Source organism: Exiguobacterium sp. s75, assembly GCF_018617145.1.
GTDB classification, from domain to species: Bacteria; Bacillota; Bacilli; order Exiguobacteriales; family Exiguobacteriaceae; genus Exiguobacterium; species Exiguobacterium profundum.
In genome coordinates, this window is record NZ_JACSJQ010000001.1 from 479,353 (window position 1) to 500,903 (window position 21,551).

The 21,551-nt window shown below is 48.1% G+C and carries 25 protein-coding genes; all 25 read left to right on the forward strand.

Features of this window, described 5'->3' with window-relative positions:
* Position 1 precedes the first annotated feature (1 nt).
* The 25 genes from KNO68_RS02440 to KNO68_RS02560 all read left to right on the forward strand — a co-directional run bounded on the left by KNO68_RS02440 (position 2) and on the right by KNO68_RS02560 (position 21,543).
* Positions 2–856: a hypothetical protein gene (locus KNO68_RS02440; protein ID WP_240499805.1), complete on the forward strand. Its 855-nt coding sequence runs from the start codon at positions 2–4 to the stop codon at positions 854–856.
* Complete coding sequence (locus tag KNO68_RS02445; protein WP_031421639.1) at positions 853–1,113, forward strand: EscU/YscU/HrcU family type III secretion system export apparatus switch protein; 261 nt, start codon at positions 853–855, stop codon at positions 1,111–1,113. Before KNO68_RS02440 ends, KNO68_RS02445 begins: the two co-directional genes overlap by 4 nt.
* 120 nt (positions 1,114–1,233) lie before the next feature.
* Entirely contained in the window at positions 1,234–2,394 is a 1,161-nt protein-coding gene (gene sucC, locus KNO68_RS02450; protein ID WP_078146691.1) for an ADP-forming succinate--CoA ligase subunit beta, read from the forward strand.
* A gap of 12 nt (positions 2,395–2,406) precedes the next feature.
* Positions 2,407–3,324 (forward strand): succinate--CoA ligase subunit alpha, encoded by a 918-nt coding sequence (gene sucD, locus KNO68_RS02455; protein ID WP_015881376.1) that lies wholly within the window; start codon positions 2,407–2,409, stop codon positions 3,322–3,324.
* A 50-nt stretch (positions 3,325–3,374) separates the two neighbouring features.
* Positions 3,375–4,169, forward strand: a complete 795-nt coding sequence (gene dprA, locus KNO68_RS02460) for a DNA-processing protein DprA (protein WP_214684486.1) — start codon at positions 3,375–3,377, stop codon at positions 4,167–4,169.
* Positions 4,170–4,234: 65 nt separating this feature from the next.
* Positions 4,235–6,331 carry a type I DNA topoisomerase gene (gene topA, locus KNO68_RS02465; protein WP_215112002.1) on the forward strand — a complete coding sequence of 699 codons (2,097 nt, stop codon included), beginning with the start codon at positions 4,235–4,237 and terminating at the stop codon, positions 6,329–6,331.
* Entirely contained in the window at positions 6,331–7,641 is a 1,311-nt protein-coding gene (gene trmFO, locus KNO68_RS02470; protein WP_015881379.1) for an FADH(2)-oxidizing methylenetetrahydrofolate--tRNA-(uracil(54)-C(5))-methyltransferase TrmFO, read from the forward strand. The genes topA and trmFO overlap by 1 nt, the downstream gene beginning before the upstream one ends.
* 184 nt (positions 7,642–7,825) lie before the next feature.
* Positions 7,826–8,707 (forward strand): tyrosine-type recombinase/integrase, encoded by an 882-nt coding sequence (locus KNO68_RS02475; RefSeq protein ID WP_078146696.1) that lies wholly within the window; start codon positions 7,826–7,828, stop codon positions 8,705–8,707.
* 11 nt (positions 8,708–8,718) lie between these two features.
* Positions 8,719–9,267 carry an ATP-dependent protease subunit HslV gene (hslV, locus tag KNO68_RS02480; RefSeq protein WP_078146697.1) on the forward strand — a complete coding sequence of 183 codons (549 nt, stop codon included), beginning with the start codon at positions 8,719–8,721 and terminating at the stop codon, positions 9,265–9,267.
* The gene (hslU, locus tag KNO68_RS02485) at positions 9,264–10,634 is read left to right on the forward strand and encodes an ATP-dependent protease ATPase subunit HslU (RefSeq protein ID WP_074037255.1); all 1,371 of its coding nucleotides are present in this window, start codon (positions 9,264–9,266) and stop codon (positions 10,632–10,634) included. Before hslV ends, hslU begins: the two co-directional genes overlap by 4 nt.
* Before the next feature lie 36 nt (positions 10,635–10,670).
* On the forward strand, positions 10,671–11,450 hold the full coding sequence (gene codY, locus KNO68_RS02490) for a GTP-sensing pleiotropic transcriptional regulator CodY (RefSeq protein ID WP_074037253.1): 780 nt from the start codon (positions 10,671–10,673) through the stop codon (positions 11,448–11,450).
* 272 nt (positions 11,451–11,722) lie between these two features.
* Entirely contained in the window at positions 11,723–12,091 is a 369-nt protein-coding gene (gene flgB / locus KNO68_RS02495; RefSeq protein WP_074037939.1) for a flagellar basal body rod protein FlgB, read from the forward strand.
* Positions 12,092–12,094: 3 nt separating this feature from the next.
* Entirely contained in the window at positions 12,095–12,523 is a 429-nt protein-coding gene (gene flgC / locus KNO68_RS02500) for a flagellar basal body rod protein FlgC (protein ID WP_074037252.1), read from the forward strand.
* A 13-nt stretch (positions 12,524–12,536) separates the two neighbouring features.
* Entirely contained in the window at positions 12,537–12,818 is a 282-nt protein-coding gene (gene fliE / locus KNO68_RS02505) for a flagellar hook-basal body complex protein FliE (protein ID WP_074037250.1), read from the forward strand.
* Positions 12,819–12,840: 22 nt separating this feature from the next.
* Positions 12,841–14,412 carry a flagellar basal-body MS-ring/collar protein FliF gene (gene fliF / locus KNO68_RS02510; RefSeq protein WP_078146698.1) on the forward strand — a complete coding sequence of 524 codons (1,572 nt, stop codon included), beginning with the start codon at positions 12,841–12,843 and terminating at the stop codon, positions 14,410–14,412.
* Positions 14,413–14,417: 5 nt separating this feature from the next.
* Positions 14,418–15,425 carry a flagellar motor switch protein FliG gene (gene fliG, locus KNO68_RS02515; RefSeq protein WP_026826250.1) on the forward strand — a complete coding sequence of 336 codons (1,008 nt, stop codon included), beginning with the start codon at positions 14,418–14,420 and terminating at the stop codon, positions 15,423–15,425.
* Positions 15,409–16,134, forward strand: a complete 726-nt coding sequence (locus KNO68_RS02520) for a FliH/SctL family protein (protein ID WP_078146699.1) — start codon at positions 15,409–15,411, stop codon at positions 16,132–16,134. The genes fliG and KNO68_RS02520 overlap by 17 nt, the downstream gene beginning before the upstream one ends.
* Complete coding sequence (fliI, locus tag KNO68_RS02525; protein WP_078146700.1) at positions 16,121–17,440, forward strand: flagellar protein export ATPase FliI; 1,320 nt, start codon at positions 16,121–16,123, stop codon at positions 17,438–17,440. Before KNO68_RS02520 ends, fliI begins: the two co-directional genes overlap by 14 nt.
* Positions 17,437–17,871, forward strand: a complete 435-nt coding sequence (locus tag KNO68_RS02530; RefSeq protein WP_159562090.1) for a flagellar FliJ family protein — start codon at positions 17,437–17,439, stop codon at positions 17,869–17,871. Before fliI ends, KNO68_RS02530 begins: the two co-directional genes overlap by 4 nt.
* A gap of 1 nt (position 17,872) precedes the next feature.
* Positions 17,873–18,439, forward strand: a complete 567-nt coding sequence (locus tag KNO68_RS02535; protein WP_214687933.1) for a MotE family protein — start codon at positions 17,873–17,875, stop codon at positions 18,437–18,439.
* A gap of 22 nt (positions 18,440–18,461) precedes the next feature.
* Entirely contained in the window at positions 18,462–19,550 is a 1,089-nt protein-coding gene (locus KNO68_RS02540) for a flagellar hook-length control protein FliK (protein WP_078146703.1), read from the forward strand.
* Positions 19,522–19,950 carry a flagellar hook capping FlgD N-terminal domain-containing protein gene (locus KNO68_RS02545; protein WP_078146704.1) on the forward strand — a complete coding sequence of 143 codons (429 nt, stop codon included), beginning with the start codon at positions 19,522–19,524 and terminating at the stop codon, positions 19,948–19,950. Before KNO68_RS02540 ends, KNO68_RS02545 begins: the two co-directional genes overlap by 29 nt.
* A gap of 18 nt (positions 19,951–19,968) precedes the next feature.
* Entirely contained in the window at positions 19,969–20,880 is a 912-nt protein-coding gene (gene flgG, locus KNO68_RS02550; RefSeq protein WP_215112003.1) for a flagellar basal body rod protein FlgG, read from the forward strand.
* On the forward strand, positions 20,880–21,098 hold the full coding sequence (locus KNO68_RS02555) for a flagellar FlbD family protein (RefSeq protein WP_031421671.1): 219 nt from the start codon (positions 20,880–20,882) through the stop codon (positions 21,096–21,098). Before flgG ends, KNO68_RS02555 begins: the two co-directional genes overlap by 1 nt.
* Positions 21,091–21,543: a flagellar basal body-associated FliL family protein gene (locus tag KNO68_RS02560; protein ID WP_078146706.1), complete on the forward strand. Its 453-nt coding sequence runs from the start codon at positions 21,091–21,093 to the stop codon at positions 21,541–21,543. Before KNO68_RS02555 ends, KNO68_RS02560 begins: the two co-directional genes overlap by 8 nt.
* Positions 21,544–21,551 lie beyond the last annotated feature (8 nt).

Below are 21,551 nucleotides of genomic sequence, written 5' to 3' on the forward strand. Positions count from 1 at the left end.
AGTGGTCACGTTGCGGATCGATCATCAAGGGGTGATGCCGTTCAAAGTGACGGAACAGACGTCACGCCCGCTATTACTAGGGAACACAGTCGTCGGAAAGGTGTTGCAGCTCTTACCTGGCAACGAGGCGGTCATGCAACTGCCCCAAGGGATTTTCCGGGTCGGCGTCAATGCGAACGTGAAAGAGAACGTCACGTATAAGCTGGTCGTCACGGACGTCGAACCGAAGCTCGTCTTGAAAGTCGTCACGCAAGCGACGGAATCGCTCATGGCTGCCAAGTCGCCGCTGCAAGCGTTAGGAGAACAGCTCGGACGCTTGATGCGGGAGCCGATGCTGACGCCAGAATCCGTGAAGGCGGCCGGGAAAAACGCGTTAGAAAGCGGCGCAGGTCAGGATGTAAAGGCGCTCGTCGGGGAACTGTTCAAAGCGAAAGGTGAGCCGAAGTTCGAGCAGTTCGTGCGTGCGCAGGAAGCGTTCAACGCGAGCCAAAGCCCGCCGTTCGTCGCCCAAGCATTTCACATACCGCAATTGGGTCCGTTTGAAAACGTTCAACTTCGTCTAGAGGCCCCGAAACGAGAGACGATGGACTCGGATCATGCGCGGATCGTCTTGTTTCTTGAAACGCCGCGATATGGTGAGACCGGGATTGATGTGTTGATTCAAAAGCGTTACGTGTCCGTACGTGTATTCAATGAGCAACACGATTTGGCTCCATACGTCCGTACATACGAACCACTTTTGAAAGAAGGCCTAAAAAAGGTGTCGTTCGAACTGTCTTCATTTTCGTATGAAGCGAAGCGTGAACATGTTCCGGCTACGTTCGCGCCACTCGGAAAGGTGGACCTCCAAATATGAAAGACCAGAAGAAAGCGATTGCGCTCTCCTATGAGCAGTCGATGGATGCGCCGCACGTCGTAGCGAAGGGAACGGGAATCGTCGCCGAGCGGATGCTTGAGATTGCTTTAGCGAACGGAGTTCCTGTTCATGAAGACCCAGCGCTCCTCTCGTTACTGTCGGCGTTGAACATCGAAGAGCAAATCCCGGAGGACGTTTATCAGGTCATTGCCGAACTTTTTGTGTTTCTTTATCAGATGGAACAGGATAAAATTTGATTTGTCTAGGGATATATGTGAAAAAAAGATGAAAACTTAAAGCAAGAACGATAGACAGCGCTTTCAGTTTTTCGTTACAATAGACGTGCCGATATTAAAGGGGACTAAGGGGGAAAACATATGAATATCCATGAGTATCAGGCGAAAGAATTGTTAAGAGAGTTTGGGGTAGCCGTTCCGACGGGTTATCCGGCCTTTACTGTTGAAGAAGCTGTGGCAGCTGCTGCGAAGCTTGAAGGTGAAGTGAAGGTAGTAAAAGCTCAAATCCACGCAGGTGGCCGCGGTAAAGCGGGTGGCGTTAAACTTGCGAAGACAGATGAAGAAGTGAAGCAATATGCTTCAGAGATTCTCGGGAAAACGCTCGTGACACACCAAACAGGTCCGGAAGGAAAAGTTGTCCAGCGTCTCTATATCGAAGAAGGTTCCGCGATTGACCAAGAATTTTACTTAGGACTCGTGCTTGACCGTTCGATCGGCCGAATTGTCATCATGGGTTCATCTGAAGGTGGAATGGACATCGAAGAAGTCGCTGAACATACACCAGAGAAGATTCATAAAGAGATCGTCGACCCGGTCGTGGGCTTACGTCCATTCCAGGCGCGTCGTCTCGCATTCAAAATGGAAGTCCCGACGAAACTCGTCAACAAGTTCAGTGACATGGTCATGAAGTTGTACAAAGTGTACGTCGAGACAGATTGCACAATCGCGGAAATCAACCCGCTCGTCACGACGAAAGACGGTAACGTCATCGCGCTCGATGCGAAGTTGAACTTCGATAGCAACGCGCTCTATCGTCACTCGGACATCCTTGCGCTTCGTGATACGACGGAAGAAGACCCACGTGAAGTGGAAGCGTCGAAACACGACCTCAGCTACATCGCACTCGACGGAAACATCGGTTGTCTCGTCAACGGTGCCGGTCTTGCGATGGCTACGATGGATATCATCAAGCATTACGGCGCTGAACCCGCTAACTTCCTCGACGTAGGTGGCGGTGCGACGAAAGAAAAAGTAACAGAAGCATTCAAGTTGATCTTGTCTGATGACCAGGTCAAAGGGATCTTCGTTAACATTTTCGGTGGAATCATGAAGTGTGACATCATCGCAGAGGGGATTGTCGCTGCGACGAAAGAAATCGGACTCGACTTACCACTCGTCGTTCGCTTAGAAGGAACGAACGTTGATGCCGGGAAGCGCATTCTCGATGAATCTGGACTTGCGATCACGACGGCCAACTCGATGGCTGACGGTGCAGAAAAAATCGCAGCACTTGTTCGATAAGGGGGAAACGACATGAGTATTTGGGCGGATAAAGATACGAAAGTAATCATTCAAGGGATTACAGGGAAGCAAGGTCTGTTCCACGGTGAACAGATGCTCGCATATAACACGAAATTAGTCGGTGGTGTCACACCTGGTAAAGGTGGCACGACGGTCCTCGACAACGTTCCAGTCTTCAACACCGTGTCTGAAGCGGTCGAAGCGACTGGTGCCAATGCATCGATCATCTATGTTCCACCTGCTTTCGCAGCAGATTCGATCATGGAAGCGGCTGATAGCGGCATCGAGCTCATCATCTGTATCACAGAAGGAATCCCAGTTGTGGACATGATTCAAGTGAAACGCTATCTCGAGGACAAACCGGCTCGTTTAATCGGACCGAACTGTCCTGGTATCATCACACCTGGAGAAGCGAAACTTGGCATCATGCCTGGCTACATTCATACGAAAGGGCACGTCGGAATCGTATCACGTTCTGGGACGCTCACGTATGAGGCGGTTCATCAGTTGACGACAGCAGGTATCGGACAATCGACAGCTGTTGGAATCGGGGGAGACCCGGTCAACGGAACGAACTTCATCGATACGCTTAAAGCGTTCAACGAAGATGAGGACACGAAAGCGGTCATCATGATCGGGGAAATCGGTGGAACGGCTGAAGAAGAGGCAGCTGAATGGGTAAAAGCCAACATGACGAAACCAGTCATCGGTTTCATCGGCGGCCAGACGGCTCCTGAAGGCAAGCGCATGGGACATGCGGGCGCAATCATCTCAGGTGGTAAAGGGACGGCTGCTGAGAAGATCAAGACATTGAACGCGAATGGAATCGAAGTCGCTGAAACACCGGCGGTCATCGGTGAAACATTGATTCGTGTCTTGAAACAGCAAGGATTATACGAAGCGTGTGTCACGGGTCAACCGACGACATAAGAATCTTGAGGGATGCTTGCATCCCTCATTTTTTTAAAGGAGAGTTTGTGATGAATCAAACAATAGCTCGGTTTGCTGCAGCGCGAATGCCAGTTGAGTTTGTGCATCATTATTTGAACGGAACACTCGGGGCACATCGCACACAATTTTCTGAATATGTCTGGAGACGGGCCGAACGAGCCTTCCAAGCACCGGAATCGTATAAACATTTCGTCACATGGGAAGATGACTTGTTCCCGAAACGGTTACTCGACATCCCTAACCCACCATATTGCTTGTTTTATCATGGAGATTTAGAGGTACTACAAGAAAGAACGACTGCGATGGTCGGAAGTCGTGAGTTGAATCGTATCAGTCAATCGCTCGTGAATCACTATCACTCTTTAATAGAAGAAACTGTATCTGTTTCAGGTGGCGCCCTCGGAATCGATGGGCTCGTCCACGCCCATGCCCTCCGCACGCATCGCCCGACCGTGGCGGTACTCGGAGCTGGACTGGACCGGCTCTATCCGGCGGCGAACCGAGACATTCTTTTACAGATTCCGCAAGAGGGAGTCTTGCTAAGTGAATATGTACCAAACACGCCGATTCAAAAATTTCAATTTTTGGAAAGAAATCGTTTGGTCAGTGGTCTTGGTGATGCGTTGGTCGTTATACAGGCGAGACGAAAGAGCGGGACGATGAATACGGTCGGACATGCCCTAGAGCAAGGAAAAACGGTATTTGCGGTACCTGGTTCACCCCTTGATCCACTCGCAGAAGGTCCGAACCGATTGATTGAAGAAGGTGCGATTCCATTGACGAATTCCGATCAAATTATTCGAGATCTCAAGATTGTACGTTGACAAACCGGTGAGAACATGAATATTATGGTAGGGATTTAAATGACCTCTAAAAGGGGAGCAGATGTATGGCAAAATATCTGGTGATCGTCGAATCACCTGCGAAAGCAAAAACAATTAAACGTTATTTAGGTCCGAATTATATGGTCAAAGCTTCGATGGGGCACGTGATTGACTTGCCTAAAAGTCAACTCGGTGTAGACGTCGAACACGACTTTGAACCGAAGTATATTACCATCCGTGGTAAAGGACCGGTATTGAAAGAATTGAAGACAGCAGCGAAAAAAGCGACAAAAATCTTTCTCGCGGCCGACCCCGATAGAGAAGGGGAAGCGATTGCTTGGCATTTAGCACGCGCACTCGGTGTCGATGAAACGACAGAATGTCGTGTCGTCTTTAACGAAATCACGAAAGATGCGATTAAAGAATCGTTTAAACATCCACGTAAGATCAATCACGATCTCGTCGATGCACAACAAGCCCGACGCATTTTAGATCGTCTTGTCGGATACGGGATGAGTCCATTATTATGGAAGAAAGTCAAAAAAGGATTGTCTGCAGGGCGAGTTCAATCGGTAGCCGTGAAGATGATTATCGACCGTGAACGTGAAATTAACGCGTTCGACCCGGAAGAGTACTGGACGATTAAACTTGATTTAAATCATGATGGGGAAACGTTCGAGACTTCATTTTACGGAAAAGATGGGAAGAAGATGGAATTGAAGTCTGAAGAAGATGCACAATCTGTCCTCGATACCATCGATGATACGTTTAAAGTCATTGATGTAACGAAGAAAGAACGGAAGCGGAACGCTTCGCTACCGTTCACGACCAGTTCATTGCAGCAGGATGCTGCCCGTAAATTGAATTTCCGTGCGAAGAAGACCATGATGCTCGCGCAGCAATTATATGAAGGAATCGATCTCGGCAAAAAAGAGGGTACAGTCGGTCTGATTACGTATATGCGTACCGACTCGACACGTATCTCTGATTTGGCGAAGACGGAGGCGAAGGAATATATCGAATCGACATTCGGTGAAGAGTATGTCGCCTTACAGAAACAAAAAGAAAAGAAATCAGCGAATGCCCAAGACGCGCACGAAGCGATTCGTCCGACTTCGGCACTCCGCGACCCAGCTTCCTTGAAGCCTTATCTGTCACGTGACCAGTTGCGACTGTATAAGTTGATTTGGGAACGATTGATTGCGAGCCAAATGGCGCCAGCCGTTCTCGATACGGTCAAAATCGACGTCGAGTCGAACGGGATGATTTTCCGTGCGAACGGGTCGACAGTCAAATTCCCTGGTTTCATGAAAGTGTATATCGAGTCGAAAGACGATGACATTGAGGACACGAACCAAGAGAAGGAAGGATTATTGCCACCTCTCGAAGTGGATGATACCGTGACGTTTGAAACGATTGAGCCGAAACAACACTTCACACAACCGCCACCTCGTTATACAGAGGCGCGACTCGTTCGAGCGATGGAAGAACTCGGGATTGGTCGTCCGTCGACGTACGCGCCGACACTTGACACGATCCAACGACGCGGTTATGTCGTTCTCGAGGAGAAAAAGTTTTTACCGACTGAACTTGGAGAACTCGTCATCGAGATGATTGATGAGTATTTCAACGACTTCATCACGGTCCAGTTCACGGCCGACATGGAGACCCTTCTTGATTCGATCGAGCATAAGGAAGTCGAGTGGACGGAAGTCGTCGCTCCGATTTATCGTTCTTTCGAGAAACGATTGAAGCGTGCTGAAGAAGAAATCGAGAAAATCGAAGTGAAAGATGAACCTGCCGGAATTGATTGTGAAGTCTGTGGGTCACCAATGGTCATCAAGATGGGACGCTACGGCAAGTTCATGGCGTGCTCGAACTTCCCGAACTGTACGAACACGAAACCGGTACAAGTCGAAATCGGTGTCCCGTGTCCGAACTGTAAGGATGGACAAATCGTGGAACGTCGCAGTAAAAAAGGTCGTCTCTTCTATGGTTGCTCGAACTATCCGGAATGTGAATTCGTCTCATGGGATAAACCGGTTGCGAAACCGTGTCCTGTATGCGACAGTTTGATGGTCGAGAAGAAAATTAAAGACGGCGTGAAATATCAATGTACGAACTGTACCCACACCGAGGTACATCAGCAAGAGGAGGATTAATGTTGCAACAACGTGTAACTGTAATCGGAGCTGGATTGGCCGGCTCCGAAGCGGCTTGGCAACTCGCTAAGCGCGGTATTCAAGTAGATTTGTATGAAATGAGACCGGTTCGTCAAACACCGGCGCACCACACGGATCAATTTGCGGAGCTCGTTTGTTCGAACTCGCTACGTGCGAACGGTCTTCAAAATGCCGTAGGTGTCTTGAAAGAAGAAATGCGTACGCTTGACTCGCTCATCTTAAAGGCGGCGGACACGGCAAGTGTACCTGCTGGGGGTGCCCTTGCCGTCGATCGTCATGAGTTTGCCGGATTCATCACCGAGAAGCTAAAGAACCACGAGAATGTCACAGTGCACAACGAAGAGCTCAAAGAGATTCCTGAAGGGATCGTCATCGTGGCGACTGGCCCGTTGACCTCCCCTGACCTCTCTGCATCACTCAAGGCGTTCACAGGAGAAGATTATCTCTACTTCTATGACGCGGCAGCACCAATTCTAGATGGTGATACGATTGATCGGGATAAAGTCTATTTGAAGTCTCGTTACGACAAAGGTGAAGCCGCTTACTTGAACTGTCCGATGACAGAAGAAGAGTTTGATGTGTTTTACGAAGAGTTGATCAAGGCAGAAGTCGTTCCGCTAAAAGAGTTTGAAAAAGAGATTTACTTTGAAGGATGCATGCCGTTTGAAGTCATGGCCGAGCGTGGGAAGAAGACGCTTCTTTTCGGACCGATGAAGCCGGTCGGATTAGAAGACCCGAAGACAGGAAAACGTCCATATGCCGTCGTTCAGCTTCGTCAAGACAACTCGGCGGGCACACTGTATAACTTGGTAGGCTTCCAAACACATTTGAAGTGGGGCGAACAGAAGCGCATCATCCGTCTCATCCCGGGACTCGAGAATGCGGACATCGTCCGATACGGTGTCATGCACCGTAACACGTTCATCAACTCACCGAGCTTACTCAAGCCGACGTATCAGGCGCGTACACGTGACACGCTCTTCTTCGCCGGTCAGATGACAGGGGTAGAAGGATATGTGGAGTCGGCAGCGTCCGGGCTTCTAGCTGGGATCAATGCGGCGAAGATGATCGCAGGTGAAGAACTCGTCGTTCTCCCGCGTGAGACGATGCTTGGTTCGATGGCGCATTATATCACGACAGCCGACGGGAAGCACTTCCAACCGATGAATGCAAACTTCGGATTGGTGCCATCACTAGAAGACGCTCCGAAAAAGATGAAGAAACAAGAACGGTACGAGCGTTACGCGAACCGTGCGTTAGAAACGATCCAACAGTATAAAGATCTTTGAACAGGAGAGCCATTTTTTGGCTCTTTTGTTTTGAAGTAAAATTTCAATTGTGTATTTTGTTTCATACTTTGAAAATTTTCAGATTATTGAACGGCTATCTATTGTCACCTTACATTCTGTATGCTATGCTAATTTCGATTTGACGAGAACATGCGTTTTTACGAGTCATCGAGGAGGCGATAAAATGGGATTTTTAGAGGATCGACAATCCTTTTTGCGCTACTGCCAAATTGAACGTCGACTGTCTCCTCATACGAAACGCTCCTACGAGCAAACGCTCGACCAGTACGCCGCATATTGCCAATCGACGCATCAAGATCCCTACGATGCTCAGACGGCGCGGCGTTATTTATATGTCCTTTATGAGAAACAATTGGCCGCGTCCACGGTGTCCCAAAAAGTATCTTGTTTCAAGCAATTCGGGAAGTTTATGGCAAGAGAACAAGGTGGAGAACCGTTGTTCCACGACCTGACCTCACCGAAAAAGAGACAGTCCTTGCCGACCTTTGCCGTCCCGACGGAAGTCGAGCAACTGTTGGAGGCTGCCTCGAGGCAGGAAGATCCTTTTTTACAGGCGAGGGACGTCGCCATCGTAGAAGTGCTCTATGGGACGGGAATCCGCGTCGCTGAACTGTGTGGGATGAACCTTTCCTCGTTCGATGAGGTTTTATCCTTTGTCCATGTGATGGGAAAAGGGAAGAAAGAACGATACGTCCCGATCGGGCAATATGCCGTACATGCTTTGCAGCGTTATATCGAATTACGCAAAGGTGTCGGGCTCCCGACAGAAACCGCATTATTTTTGAGTCAAAAAGGGAATCGGATGACAACAGACCAAATCCGCTATGTCATGAAACGTTTGAGAAAAGACAGTGGGGTACATAAACCACTTACCCCGCACTCGTTGCGACACAGCTTTGCGACGGATTTGTTAGAACGGGGAGCGGACTTGCGTGCCGTCCAAGAGTTGCTTGGGCATGAGTCCTTGTCGACGACCGGGCGGTATACCCATGTATCGACCGAACGACTTCGGTCGATTTATCAAGCGACACATCCAAGAAAGTAGGAGGTTACGATATGTTTCATGCAACAACGATTTTTGCAGTTCGACACAATGGCCAATGTGCGATGAGTGGAGATGGCCAAGTCACATTCGGGAATGCCGTCATCATGAAAAACAAGGCGAAGAAAGTCAGACGCCTTTATGGCGGGAAAGTCGTTGCCGGTTTTGCAGGTAGCGTAGCCGATGCTTTCACATTGTTTGAAAAGTTTGAATCGAAACTTGAAATGTATAACGGTAACTTGCCGCGAGCAGCGGTAGAACTTGCGAAAGAATGGCGTGGGGATAAGATGTTGCGTCAACTCGAGGCACTATTGATTGTGATGGATGCCGATCATCTTTTGCTCGTCTCTGGGAATGGAGAAGTGATTGAGCCGGACGATGGAATTCTTGCAATCGGATCCGGTGGGAACTACGCCTTAGCGGCAGGTCGCGCACTCGTACGCCATTCTGCTGAAAAGTCTGCTGAAGAAATCGCGCGTGCCGCTCTTGAAATCGCTGGTGAGCTTTGCGTGTATACAAATGATCAAGTCATTGTAGAAACGATTGGAGGCGCTGCTGAATGAACCGAGAGTTGACACCTAGACAAATCGTAACGGAGTTAGACCGTTTTGTAATCGGACAAAAGGATGCCAAGCGAGCAGTTTCGATTGCTCTACGAAATCGCTATCGACGTCAAAAGTTAAGTGCAGACCTTCGCGATGAGGTTACACCAAAAAATATTTTGATGATCGGACCGACCGGGGTCGGAAAGACCGAAATTGCTCGACGGTTAGCTAAGCTTGTCGGTGCACCGTTTGTGAAAGTAGAAGCAACGAAATTTACGGAAGTTGGTTACGTCGGTCGTGACGTCGAGTCGATGGTGCGCGACCTCGTTGAGGCATCGGTTCGTCTTGTCAAAGAAGAGAAAAAAGAAGATGTGAAGGAGCCGGCGGAACGTGCGGCGACGGAACGCCTTTTAGATGCGCTACAAGGAAAAGCAAAAGCGACACCTACTGCATCGAATCCGTTCGAAGCGTTGTTCGGCGGACAGACACAACAGCCAGAAACCACGTCGGACACATCCAATAATGACCGTTCGCAACTTCGACGCTTGCTCGAACTCGGTGAACTCGAAGAACGCGTGATTGAAGTGGAATTAGAAGAAAAGCAGACGATGGATTTGTTTCAAGGTCAAGGGATGGAAGGTTTGTCGAATCTTCAGGATATGCTCGGTCAAATCGTTCCAAAGAAACGGAAACAACGTAAGCTGACGGTTCGTGAAGCAAGACCGCTTCTCATTGCTGAAGAAGCAGAGAACTTGCTGGACTTGAACGAAGTCCACGATGAAGCCGTGCGGCGCAGTGAACAGATGGGTATCATCTTCGTGGATGAAATCGATAAGATCGCCACAAAATCACAAGATCACGCCGGAGTATCCCGTGAAGGGGTGCAGCGTGACATTCTTCCGATTGTAGAAGGATCTACGGTCGTCACGAAGTATGGACCGGTTAAAACGGATCATGTTCTTTTCATCGCGGCCGGTGCATTCCATATGGCTAAGCCGTCTGACCTGATTCCAGAGCTACAAGGACGCTTCCCAATTCGTGTTGAATTGAGCAGCTTGACGGAAGAAGACTTCGTCAAGATTTTGACGGAACCGTCACAGGCACTCATTAAACAATATACGGCCTTGTTAGAATCTGAAGAAATCACGGTCCGTTTCACGCATGAGGCCATTGAAGAAATTGCGAAAATTGCGACACATGTCAATCGGGAGACCGATGACATCGGTGCACGTCGCCTCTATACTATAATGGAGCGCGTTTTAGAAGATTTATCATTTGAAGCGGCAGATATGCCACAAACAACCGTAGAAATCACACCAGCTTACGTACAAGCAAAAGTCGGTTCCATCGCCGACGATCGTGATTTGAGCCAATATATATTATAAGATTCTGTATGCACATACAGGGAGGAAATAGAGAATATGAACTTACTAGAAAAAACACGCCAATTAAACACAATGCTTCAACAAGAGGCAAGTGCGCACGTTGACTTTAAAGAAATGGCGGACAAAATGCGTGAAGTCCTTGAGTCCAACACGTTTATCGTGAGTCGTCGGGGACGACTTCTCGGTTTTGCAATCAAACAACAGATTGAGAATGACCGGATGAAAGCATTCTTAGTCGATCGACAGTTCCCGGAGCCATATGCTTCGAACTTGTTCAATGTGAAAGAAACGACAGCGAACATCGATATCGATAGTGAATATACAGCATTCCCAGTCGAGAACCACGATCTATTCCTCAACTCCATGACGACGATTGTTCCAATCATCGGTGGAGGAGAACGTTTAGGTACGCTCGTACTCGGTCGATTGGCGAATGAATTCACAGAAGATGACCTCGTTCTCGCGGAGTACTCTGCAACTGTAGTTGGAATGGAGATCCTTCGTGAGAAGGCTGCGGAAGCAGAAACGTCGGCACGTAAGAAAGCAGTCGTCCAGATGGCGATTAACTCGTTATCGTATTCAGAGCTTGAGGCAATCGAACATATCTTCGAAGAGCTTGGTGGAAACGAAGGATTGCTAGTTGCTTCCAAAATTGCCGACAGAGTGGGAATCACGCGTTCGGTCATCGTCAACGCACTTCGGAAATTAGAAAGTGCAGGGGTCATTGAATCACGTTCTTTAGGAATGAAAGGAACGTATATCAAGATATTAAATGACAACTTCTTGTTTGAATTGCAAAAACTGAAATCAAACTGAAATACAACTTTCGATGTGTAATTTCCATTGAAAACACTTTTAAAAGGGACTTTATTCCTAAAAAACCGCTTTCCTTGATAAGGAGGCGGTTTTTTTTAGTACAAAAGTAATTATTTTCACCTTTTGACGTGATTTCGACAAAAAGATATTAAGCCATTTACCTATGTTTTAAAAAATATCTTTCAGAACTGTTACAGATTTGTTTCAATGAAATAGTAGATTTTCCAAATGAGGTATATTTAGTAGTCATTATATGAAAGTGAGTGAACGCCGTGAATTGGATTGGTAGTGACTATCAATTACTAAAGCAAGCCATCAACCATTCAGTCCTTAACCAAAAGGTCATCAGTCATAACCTTTCAAACATTGATACGCCGAATTTCAAAGCCAAACAGGCTGTGTTTGAGCAGACGCTTCAGAGTGAGATGCGACTCAAGCTGCAAGGTGGTCGTCCGAGTGACTCGACCCAGTCGAAGGTCATCGATCGTGCTGGTGGCGCCATGAGGAGTGATGGCAACAACGTCGACTTGGATTATGAAATGAGTGAGCTGGCACGAAACCAACTCCAGTATGAGGCGATGATGGAGCAATTGAATCGTAGGCTCGGGGGATTAAAATCTGTTATTCGGGGAGGTCGTTAATCAATGGGAATGTTTGATAGTTTTCATATTTCAGCTTCAGCGTTGACGTCACAACGGCTACGAATGGATACCGTGTCGGCGAACATCGCCAACGCTCAGACGACTCGCGGGAGACTCGTGGACGGAGAGTGGCAACCATACACACGAAAGATGACCGTGTTGCAAGAAGCGCCATTCCGGAAGCAAATGGATGCCGTTAATGGAGGGGTGCAGGTATCTCAAATCATCGAAGACGATGCACCGTATAAATTGGCTTATAACCCGAATCATCCCGATGCGGATGAGCGAGGGTACGTACAAATGCCGAACGTCGATCTCTTGAAAGAAATGGTCGATTTGATGGGTGCGACTCGTTCGTACGAAGCAAACATTGCAGCGATGAACGCCTCGAAGGCGATGCTCGTAAAAGCGATGGAGATTGGTAAAGGATAAGGAGTGTTAACGGATGCAAATTAATCCAATTCAATTGATGAGCCCAGAACTCACGCCATCACTGAATAAAACGAACCCATCTCAATTTGGGTCATACTTGAATGAAGCGATGAACGCATTGAATGAGACACAACAAGCGACTAGTCAAGCCCGTAAAGATTTGGCGGTCGGGAAAGCTGACCTTCATCAGGTGATGATTCAAAGTGAAGAGTCGTCGATTGCGATGCAACTTGCCATCGAGGTGAGGAACAAGGCTGTTGAGGCCTATCAAGAAATGATGCGAATGCAAGTTTAATTGTAGAGGATGACAAGTTGCGATGAATGAACAATTAAAAGAACGATTCAAATCCATGACCGGTGCATTAAAGGCGATGCCAGCGAAACGTAAACTCGTATGGGGCATCTCGATCGCGGTCATACTAATCGCGGCCCTCGTACTCACATTCTTCCTTTCAAGGCCAAACATGGCACCTCTCTATACAAACTTGTCTGCTCAAGAAGCGGGCGAAGTGACAGAGAAGTTGACAGCAGACGGGGTACAGTCGGAAATCAAGGCGACTTCGAACGGTGTGAGCGTGTATGTGCCGACTGAAATGGTCGATCAGTTGAAAGTGAGTTTGGCTGCTGCCGGGATTCCAAAGTCCGGCTCGATTGATTATAGTTTCTTCAGCGAAAACGCAGGGTTCGGAACGACAGACCGTGAGATGGCTGTCATCGAACGTAGTGCGATGCAGACGGAGCTAGAGCGACTCATCACACAGATTGAAGGAATCAATCAAGCGAAAGTCATCATCTCACTTCCTGAGAAGTCTGTCTTCTTGGCAGAAGATCAAGGTGAGCCTACCGCGTCCATCGTCTTGAACATCGGAGCGGGGACGAATTTAGAACCAAACACAGTAAAAGGTCTCTATCATTTGATTAGTAAGAGTGTCCCGAACTTGAAACCGGAAAACATTTCAATTATGGACCAATACTTCACGTATTATGATCTCGACCAGACTGTTGTTGCTGGAGGTTCCTCGTCAGATCCATTGGCGTTGAAGCGACAAGTCGAAAAAGACGTACGTCAACAAATCCAACAGATGCTCTCGGTTCTACTCGGCGAACGGAGCGTACTCGTTTCCGTCACAGCAGACATCGACACGACACAAACGGCTGAAGAACAGAATCTTGTCACACCGGTCGATGAAGAAAACATGGAAGGCATCGTCACGTCTGCCGAGCGGATTGCTGAAGCATACACTGGCGGAACAGGTACGGCGACAGAAGCGACGGGAACTGGTGAGAACGACACAATCAACTTCCCGGCAGCGACTGGCGATGGCACAGAAGAAAGTGAAAAGAATCATGAAATCATCAATTACGAGGTCAACCGCATCACGAAGCAGATTCAAAACGCACCATATACGATTCGTGACCTCGGAGTCCAACTCATCGTTGAACCACCAGATGGCGCAACAAGTATCGATCCGCAGTTAGAAGGCGACCTCGAGACGATGATGTATTCCATTATTCGGACGTCGTTAGCGAAGACGGATGAAGCCATCACGGATGCTGAACTCGAACAGAAAGTTGTCGTCGTGTCGAGACCGTTCGCTGAAGTGGAAGAGGTTGCAGCAACAGAGCAACCGACACCTTGGTGGATGTATGCGGCAGCGGCGGGTGCAGTCGTAATTCTTGCCTTGATCTTCTTCGCGATGCGTAGACGGAAGCAAGAGGTTGTGGAAGAGACGAACGAATGGGAAGTTCCATATGAAGATGAAGTACCTGACCTAGACCTCGAAGAGCGAGGCGAAGGTGCAGTGAAGAAGAAACAGTTAGAAAAATTAGCTGAAAGTAATCCAGAAGAGTTTGCTAAACTGCTTCGTACTTGGATGTCTGAGGAGTGAGTAACGTGAACTATGCAAAACAATCGAATCGCGAAAAAGCAGCGATGCTCATGATTTCCCTGGGACCTGAAGTGGCAGCGAACGTCTACAAACATCTTTCAGAAGAAGAGATGGAACAACTGACGCTTCAAATTTCAGCGTTAAAAAAAGTGTCCCCGGAAGAAAAGGATAGTATTCTCGGTGAGTTCCATGAACTCGCCATGGCACAAAGTTATATCACTCAGGGTGGAATCGGGTTTGCGAAAACTGTCCTTGAAAAAGCAGTTGGTGAAGACAAGGCGATGGCATTGATTCATCGTCTGACTTCCACCTTACAGGTCAGACCGTTCGAGTTTGCACGAAAAGCAGACCCGAAACAGTTATTGAACTTTATTCAAAACGAGCATCCTCAGACGATTGCGTTAATCTTAGCGCATTTAGAACCGGTCAAGTCAGGGCAGATCCTGTCGGAACTTCCACCTGAGATTCAATCGGAAGTCGCGAAACGGATTGCGACGATGGATCGACTCAATCCAGACGTCATCCATGAGGTGGAGCAGATTCTAGAAAAGAACTTGTCACAGACAGATATGCAAGATTATGCCCAGTCGGGTGGAATCGAGGCGGTCGTCGAAGTCTTGAACGGTGTCGACCGGACGACGGAACGCACCATCCTCGATGCGCTCGAAATCGAAGATCCAGAACTCGCAGAAGAAATCAAGAAGCGAATGTTCGTCTTCGAAGATATCGTCACGCTCGACTCTCGTGCGATTCAACGAATCATTCGCGAAGTGGCGAACGACGACTTGTTGCTTGCACTCAAGGTCTCTTCAGAAGAAGTCAAACAAATCATCTTCAAGAACATGTCTCAACGTATGGTTGAAACGTTCAAAGAAGATATGGAATTCATGGGGCCGGTGCGGTTGCGTGACGTCGAAGAGGCACAGAGTCGAATCGTCGGAATCATTCGTCGTCTAGAGGACGTCGGTGAGATTGTAATCAGTCGAGGTGGAGGAGATGACATCGTTGTCTAATGTAATTAAACGCCAACGTGCAACATCGAATACCCCGCAACGAATTGAATCGAAGCGATTAGAGACACCCGTTATAGAACCGAATGACGGAATCGATCATGGGGATGTCATCCAATCACGCTATGAGAAGTTGAAGCAGGACGAAGAAGCGTTCCAACAGTTTCAGCAGACGGAAGTCGAACAGTTGGAGCGGTTGAAGCAACAAGTGTTTGAAGAAGCGCGTTCAGAAGGATACCAAGAAGGTCTCCTTCAAGGTAGGCAGGATGGATTGGCTGAATTTGAAGAGATCACGACGCGTTTGAATTCCATTTCGACCGAACTCGAACTCTTATTTGAAGAAAAGTGGAGGCGAGCGGAAGAACAACTCATTGAATTGGCCGTTACAGTCAGTGCACACGTGACGACAGACCTTGTCCGAAAAGATGAAGAACTGTTTGCGACGATGATTCGTGATCAGATGTCACACATGATCGATGCCGAAGCACTTACAATCTTTGTTCATCCGACACGTCTTGCCTCGATTCAGCGATTCGAAGCGATGTGGCGGACAGTAGAGACACCTCCTCTGAAATATCGAGGGGACGGATCATTGGATGAGACAGCAGTTCGAATCGAGTCGCCACATCGTGGCAATGAAGTCGATTTGACATATAGTTTCGAACGGATCCAAGCCAAAATCGAGGAGGTTCTAGCGGATGGCGCTTATTGAGCAGGTTCTCGGCTCGATTAAACAGTCTACAGACGGCGAGTTCACACGAAAAATCGGTCGAGTTTGTCGAGTCATCGGCTTGATGATTGAGTCGAACGGACCGAGTGCGTTTGTCGGAGAGCGCTGTTTGATTGTCCTTCCTTCGAATGAAACAGTCGAAGCTGAGGTCGTCGGATTCAATGAAGAGCGCGTCCTTCTCATGCCATACGGTGAAACCACACAAATCGCGCCTGGCTGTCTAGTCAAAGGAACGGGGAAAATGCTTCAAGTTCCTGTAGGGGAAGAGTTGATTGGTCAAGTGCTCGATGGTTTAGGGCGTCCCCTGTCAGGTGAACGACTTGTGACCGGTAAGCGTTATGATGTTCAACGCAAACCCCCTAACCCGTTGAATCGACCGAGGATTTTGGATGCACTGTCGACCGGTGTCCGGATGATCGATGGGCTGTTGACTGTAGGTAAAGGGCAACGGGTCGGTTTGTTCGCCGGCTCCGGTGTCGGGAAGTCGACCTTGCTCGGAATGATTGCCAAACGTTCTTCAGCCGACATTAACGTCATCGCCTTGATTGGAGAACGGGGCCGGGAAGTAAAAGAGTTCATCGAAAAGGAGCTCGGACCAGAAGGCATGGCTCGTTCCGTCGTGATTGTAGCGACAAGCGACCAACCCCCGCTTGTTCGGTTGAAGGGAGCTTACACGGCGACCGCGATTGCCGAGTACTTCCGGGACCAAGGGAAAGAAGTGGTCTTGATGATGGACTCGGTGACACGATTTGCGATGGCGCAGCGTGAAATTGGTCTCGCGACGGGCGAACCTCCGACATCGAAAGGGTACACCCCGTCCGTATTCGCCATGTTGCCTCAACTACTAGAGCGAAGCGGGACAGCGGCATCAGGGTCGATCACTGCGTTCTATACGGTCCTCGTCGACGGAGATGATATGAATGAACCGATTGCCGATGCGGTGCGTGGGATTTTAGACGGACACTTCGTCATGGACCGGGCGCTCGCAAACCGTGGGCAATTCCCGGCAATCCATGTACTGAAATCAATCAGCCGGGTCATGAACCAAATCGCTTCTCCGGCACATAAGGAGGCGGCCCAAACGTTCCGCAGCTGGCTTGCGACCTATATCGATGCGGAAGATTTAATCAATATCGGAGCGTATAAAAAAGGCACCAATCCTGCGATTGATACTGCCGTGGATAAATATCCATACTTGTTGACGTTTTTAAAACAATCGATTGAAGAAGATGCTGCTTTCGAACAGACGATGACCCACTTGTCACATATCGCACGAGGTGAATCATGAACAGACTCATATTAGAACGAATCATGCCGATTGCGGAACATGAAAAAGAAGATGCCGCCATAGAAGTCAGAGGATTTAAGGCAAGACTTGAGACAGAGATGGAGAAGCTATATGACCTTCTTCTCATGTATGAGTCGCTCATCAAACACCAAGACGAACAATCTGGAAACATCGACCTTCTCATGTCGCAGTATCGAGAAAAGACGCGAGAGCAAGTGAAACGTCAAATCGAAACGCAACAGCTCGTCGTACAACAGGCCCGCAATCGCTATCATGCGTCGCAAGAACGATTGCTCGGTAAAGTGGTGGAAGAAAAGAAATACGTGACGCTACATGAAAAGGTCAGCATGCAAGAGATGACGGTAGCTAAACTTACAGAGCAACAAATGATGGATGAACTTGCTGTGATTCATCATGGGAAAGGGAAGTAGCATGGCAAAAGAGAACAATAAACGAGGCAAGCAAATGATCGTGGCGTTAGTCCTCATTCCAGCAATCTTCATCCTAGTCGGTGGGATCGTCGTCATGAACTATGCGATGGACCGTCCGCTCTTATCCGTTCCCTTATTGGAAGTGAACGAGGACGAGAAAACGGAAGAATCAAAAAAAACGGAGACGCAGGTGAATGTGACGGGAATCGATTCGGACGCAGCGAACCGATTAAAAGCGGCGAACAGTGAGATTGAAAAACTTCGCAACGAAAATGTGGAATTGACGAACGAAGTAAAGGCTAGACAAGAAGAAATCACCGATTTGATTCGTGAACGAGATCGACTCGTCTCGGAACTAGAGGCAGCGTCAAAAGAAGAGGAATCATCATCTGACGTCGCTAGCGTCTATGAAGAAATGTCAGCCAAACAGGCGGCAGCCATTATGGGTGAACTCGAAAGCCCTCAAGTTGCTGAACTGTTGAAGGAACTATCACCTAAGCAACAGGCAGACATCTTAGGACGAATGAATGCACAACAGGCTGCGGTTGTGACGCAGCTTCTCCAATGAACACAAGAAGGGAGGGCCAACATTGAATATCGCTTTATTGACGCAAGCCATTCAAGGATCGATGGCTCGTACTGGAACAGTGGAGGGAGAATCACAGGGAGCAGGTGGATTTTTAAGCCTCCTTTCTGCGATGCTTGCCCCAATGCAAGGCTCAGGGGAGCAGGCAGAACTTCCTCAACTTGAAGAAGGTGTGCTTCCTGAAGGATCAGTCGATTTGGAAAAAGTGGCACAGGAACTCGAAACATGGTTTCAAAAGCCTGATACATTGAAGTGGCTAAAATCACTGCCACAAGATGCGTATCGGACGTTTATGGATGCATATGTAAGTTTACTCGGTCAATTGTCTAATCCTTCGCCTGAGACTGAAATCCCGTCTTCGGTTTTACCGGCGATTGTACAGACGACGACTACGCCGAAAGTCCATACTACGAAGCAAACAGAGGGAAATACTCAGACGACCAACATTGCACTGACTCAACAAGTTCCAAACCAAGAACTTGCCAAACAGGTTCAAACGATGCAACGGATCATCACACAGTATAAAGGACCAATCGAAGGTACATTGAAAGAAGTTCCCGTCTTGCCAAATGTTGAAACCTTAAAAATCGCAAAACCTGCGCTACAGCCAAATAACGTAGACTGGATGCCGAAAGGGATGAACTGGTCAAGACCACAGATTGACGTGGACACGGTCATGTATGCCTCAAAAGGATCCCTTCCTGAAAATTTACAAGCTCGGATTGAAGCGGCTCTTCAAAAGGCACCGTTCAAAAGTGGGGCGGACGGTTCAAAAGTATTCACCGTACGATTATATCCGGAGCAGTTAGGGGAACTCGTCGTTAAGCTAGAGCGGAAGAATGGAGAACTTGTCGTCAAGATGTTTGCCAGCAATCAAGAGGCGAAACAACTGATTCAATCGCAAGTTCAACAGTTGCAACAAACGTTGACACCCCATTCGCAAAACGTTCGGGTCGAGGTCAACTTGACACAACAGGCACTCGATTCTAAAGCAGCCTTGTCAGACGGTTCCGAGCAATCGGAACAAGAACAACCACAAGAACAGCCTAAAGGAGGGTCTGAAGATGACGAGCATTCAACCGAAGACGAATGATTATACATTGCCAGATCAGTCGCTCCCAAAAGCGACAAATCAATACGATAAAGACATGTTTATGAAGTTGCTTCTCGCTCAAATCGCGAACCAGGATCCGATGTCACCTATGGAAGATAAAGAATTCATCGCACAGATGGCACAGTTCTCATCGCTCGAACAAATGCAAGCCATCTCAAAACAACTTGACTCAGTTCTCGTCGACCGTCACATGTCGTCGATTTCTGAATACAGTAGCATGATTGGGAAAACGATCGACTTCACATCGGAAACGAGTGAAGAGACGACGAAAGGGTCGGGTCGAGTCGTTTCCATTTCTCGTAACGACTTAACCGGATATATGGCTGATCTTGAAGACGGCACATCTGTCAGCGTGTACGATATCACATCCATCAAATAAGCATAGGAGGAATACATTATGTTAAGAGCAATGTACTCAGGAATCAGTGGATTGAAGAACTTCCAATCAAAGCTAGACGTCGTCGGGAACAACATCGCCAACGTCAACACGTTCGGTTATAAAAAAGGTCGCGTCACGTTCAAAGACCTCGTCAGTCAACAAGTCGGGAGTGCGTCCGCTGGGAATGCGACAACGGGTGGTATTAACCCGAAGGAAGTCGGTCTCGGGGGTACGATGGCGACGGTCGATAACGTCTATAACCAGGGTGCCATGCAAAACACAGGACGCGCCCTCGATGTTGGGATTTCAGGGGAAGGTTTTTATGCGACGATGGTCAATGGTCAACTCCAATACACGCGCGCTGGGAACTTTTATACGGACAACCAAGGTAACTTGGTGACGGGCGACGGGACGTATCTTGTTGGGTCACTCACTAGTACGTTGCCAGTTGCTGCAGGAGTAACAGCGACCCCAGCTGAAACAGATTTCACAGGTCCAACAGCAAATTTAGATCATTATGCGGCAACTGATACGTCAGCGAAAACAAATCGTTACGGACGAATTAAAATCCCAACAGATGCAAAATCGCTCTCAATTAGTAAAGACGGGCAAGTCAGTTTTGTAGCATCTGACGGTGAGCTTCGCATCGCTGGTTACATCGTCACGTCGAATTTCTCGAACAACGCCGGGTTATCAAAAGTCGGAGCCAACAACTTCGTACAATCGCAAAACTCCGGTGTTCCACAGTTTGGCGTACCTGGTTCTGACGGTCGTGGAGAACTCGTCTCAGGCGCACTTGAAATGTCAAACGTTGACCTTTCGGAAGAGTTCACTGAAATGATCGTGGCACAGCGTGGATTCCAGGCGAACACACGAATTATCACAACATCGGACGAGATCCTTCAAGAACTCGTTAACCTGAAACGCTGATGATTCGCGTCACGGCATTTCGCGGTGAGGAGTTCGTGCTGAACGCTTTGCTCATCGAAACGGTGAAGGCAGAGCCCGACACGATCATCCAATTGTTTAATGGCAAAACGTATCTCGTAAAAGAAACGAAAGATCAAATCATTGAACGAACTGAAGCCTTTTACCGCTCAATCGGTTTAGTCGGAACGATGTTCACAAGAGGTGAAGAAGATGAGTGAAGAAGAAAATAAAAAAGGTGGCGGCCTAAAGGTCGTAATCATCCTGCTTGTCGTCCTGCTCGTCATGGGCGGTGCCGGATTCATGACGTACAAATATGTCTTCGGTGATAACGTCACTGCTAAAACGAAACCGGTCACAGCTGAAGAGTTGGCAGAACGGAGTTTCATGACCGATGATATGACGACGAACATTCAAGACGAGCGTTTCATCAACGTTCAATTTACGATCGTCACAGATTCGGCTGAAACGAAAGAGAATTTAGAACTACGTAAATTCCAAGTGCACAATGTCATTTTAGGTGACTTATCCGGGATGACGAAAGCCCAATTGGCAACAAAAGAGGATATGCAAAAGTTCGAACAAACATTACGAGAACAACTTAACGGACTGCTTGAAGAAGGTGAAGTCCAACGCGTCTATATGACGAAGAAAATTATTCAGTGAGGTGGCAT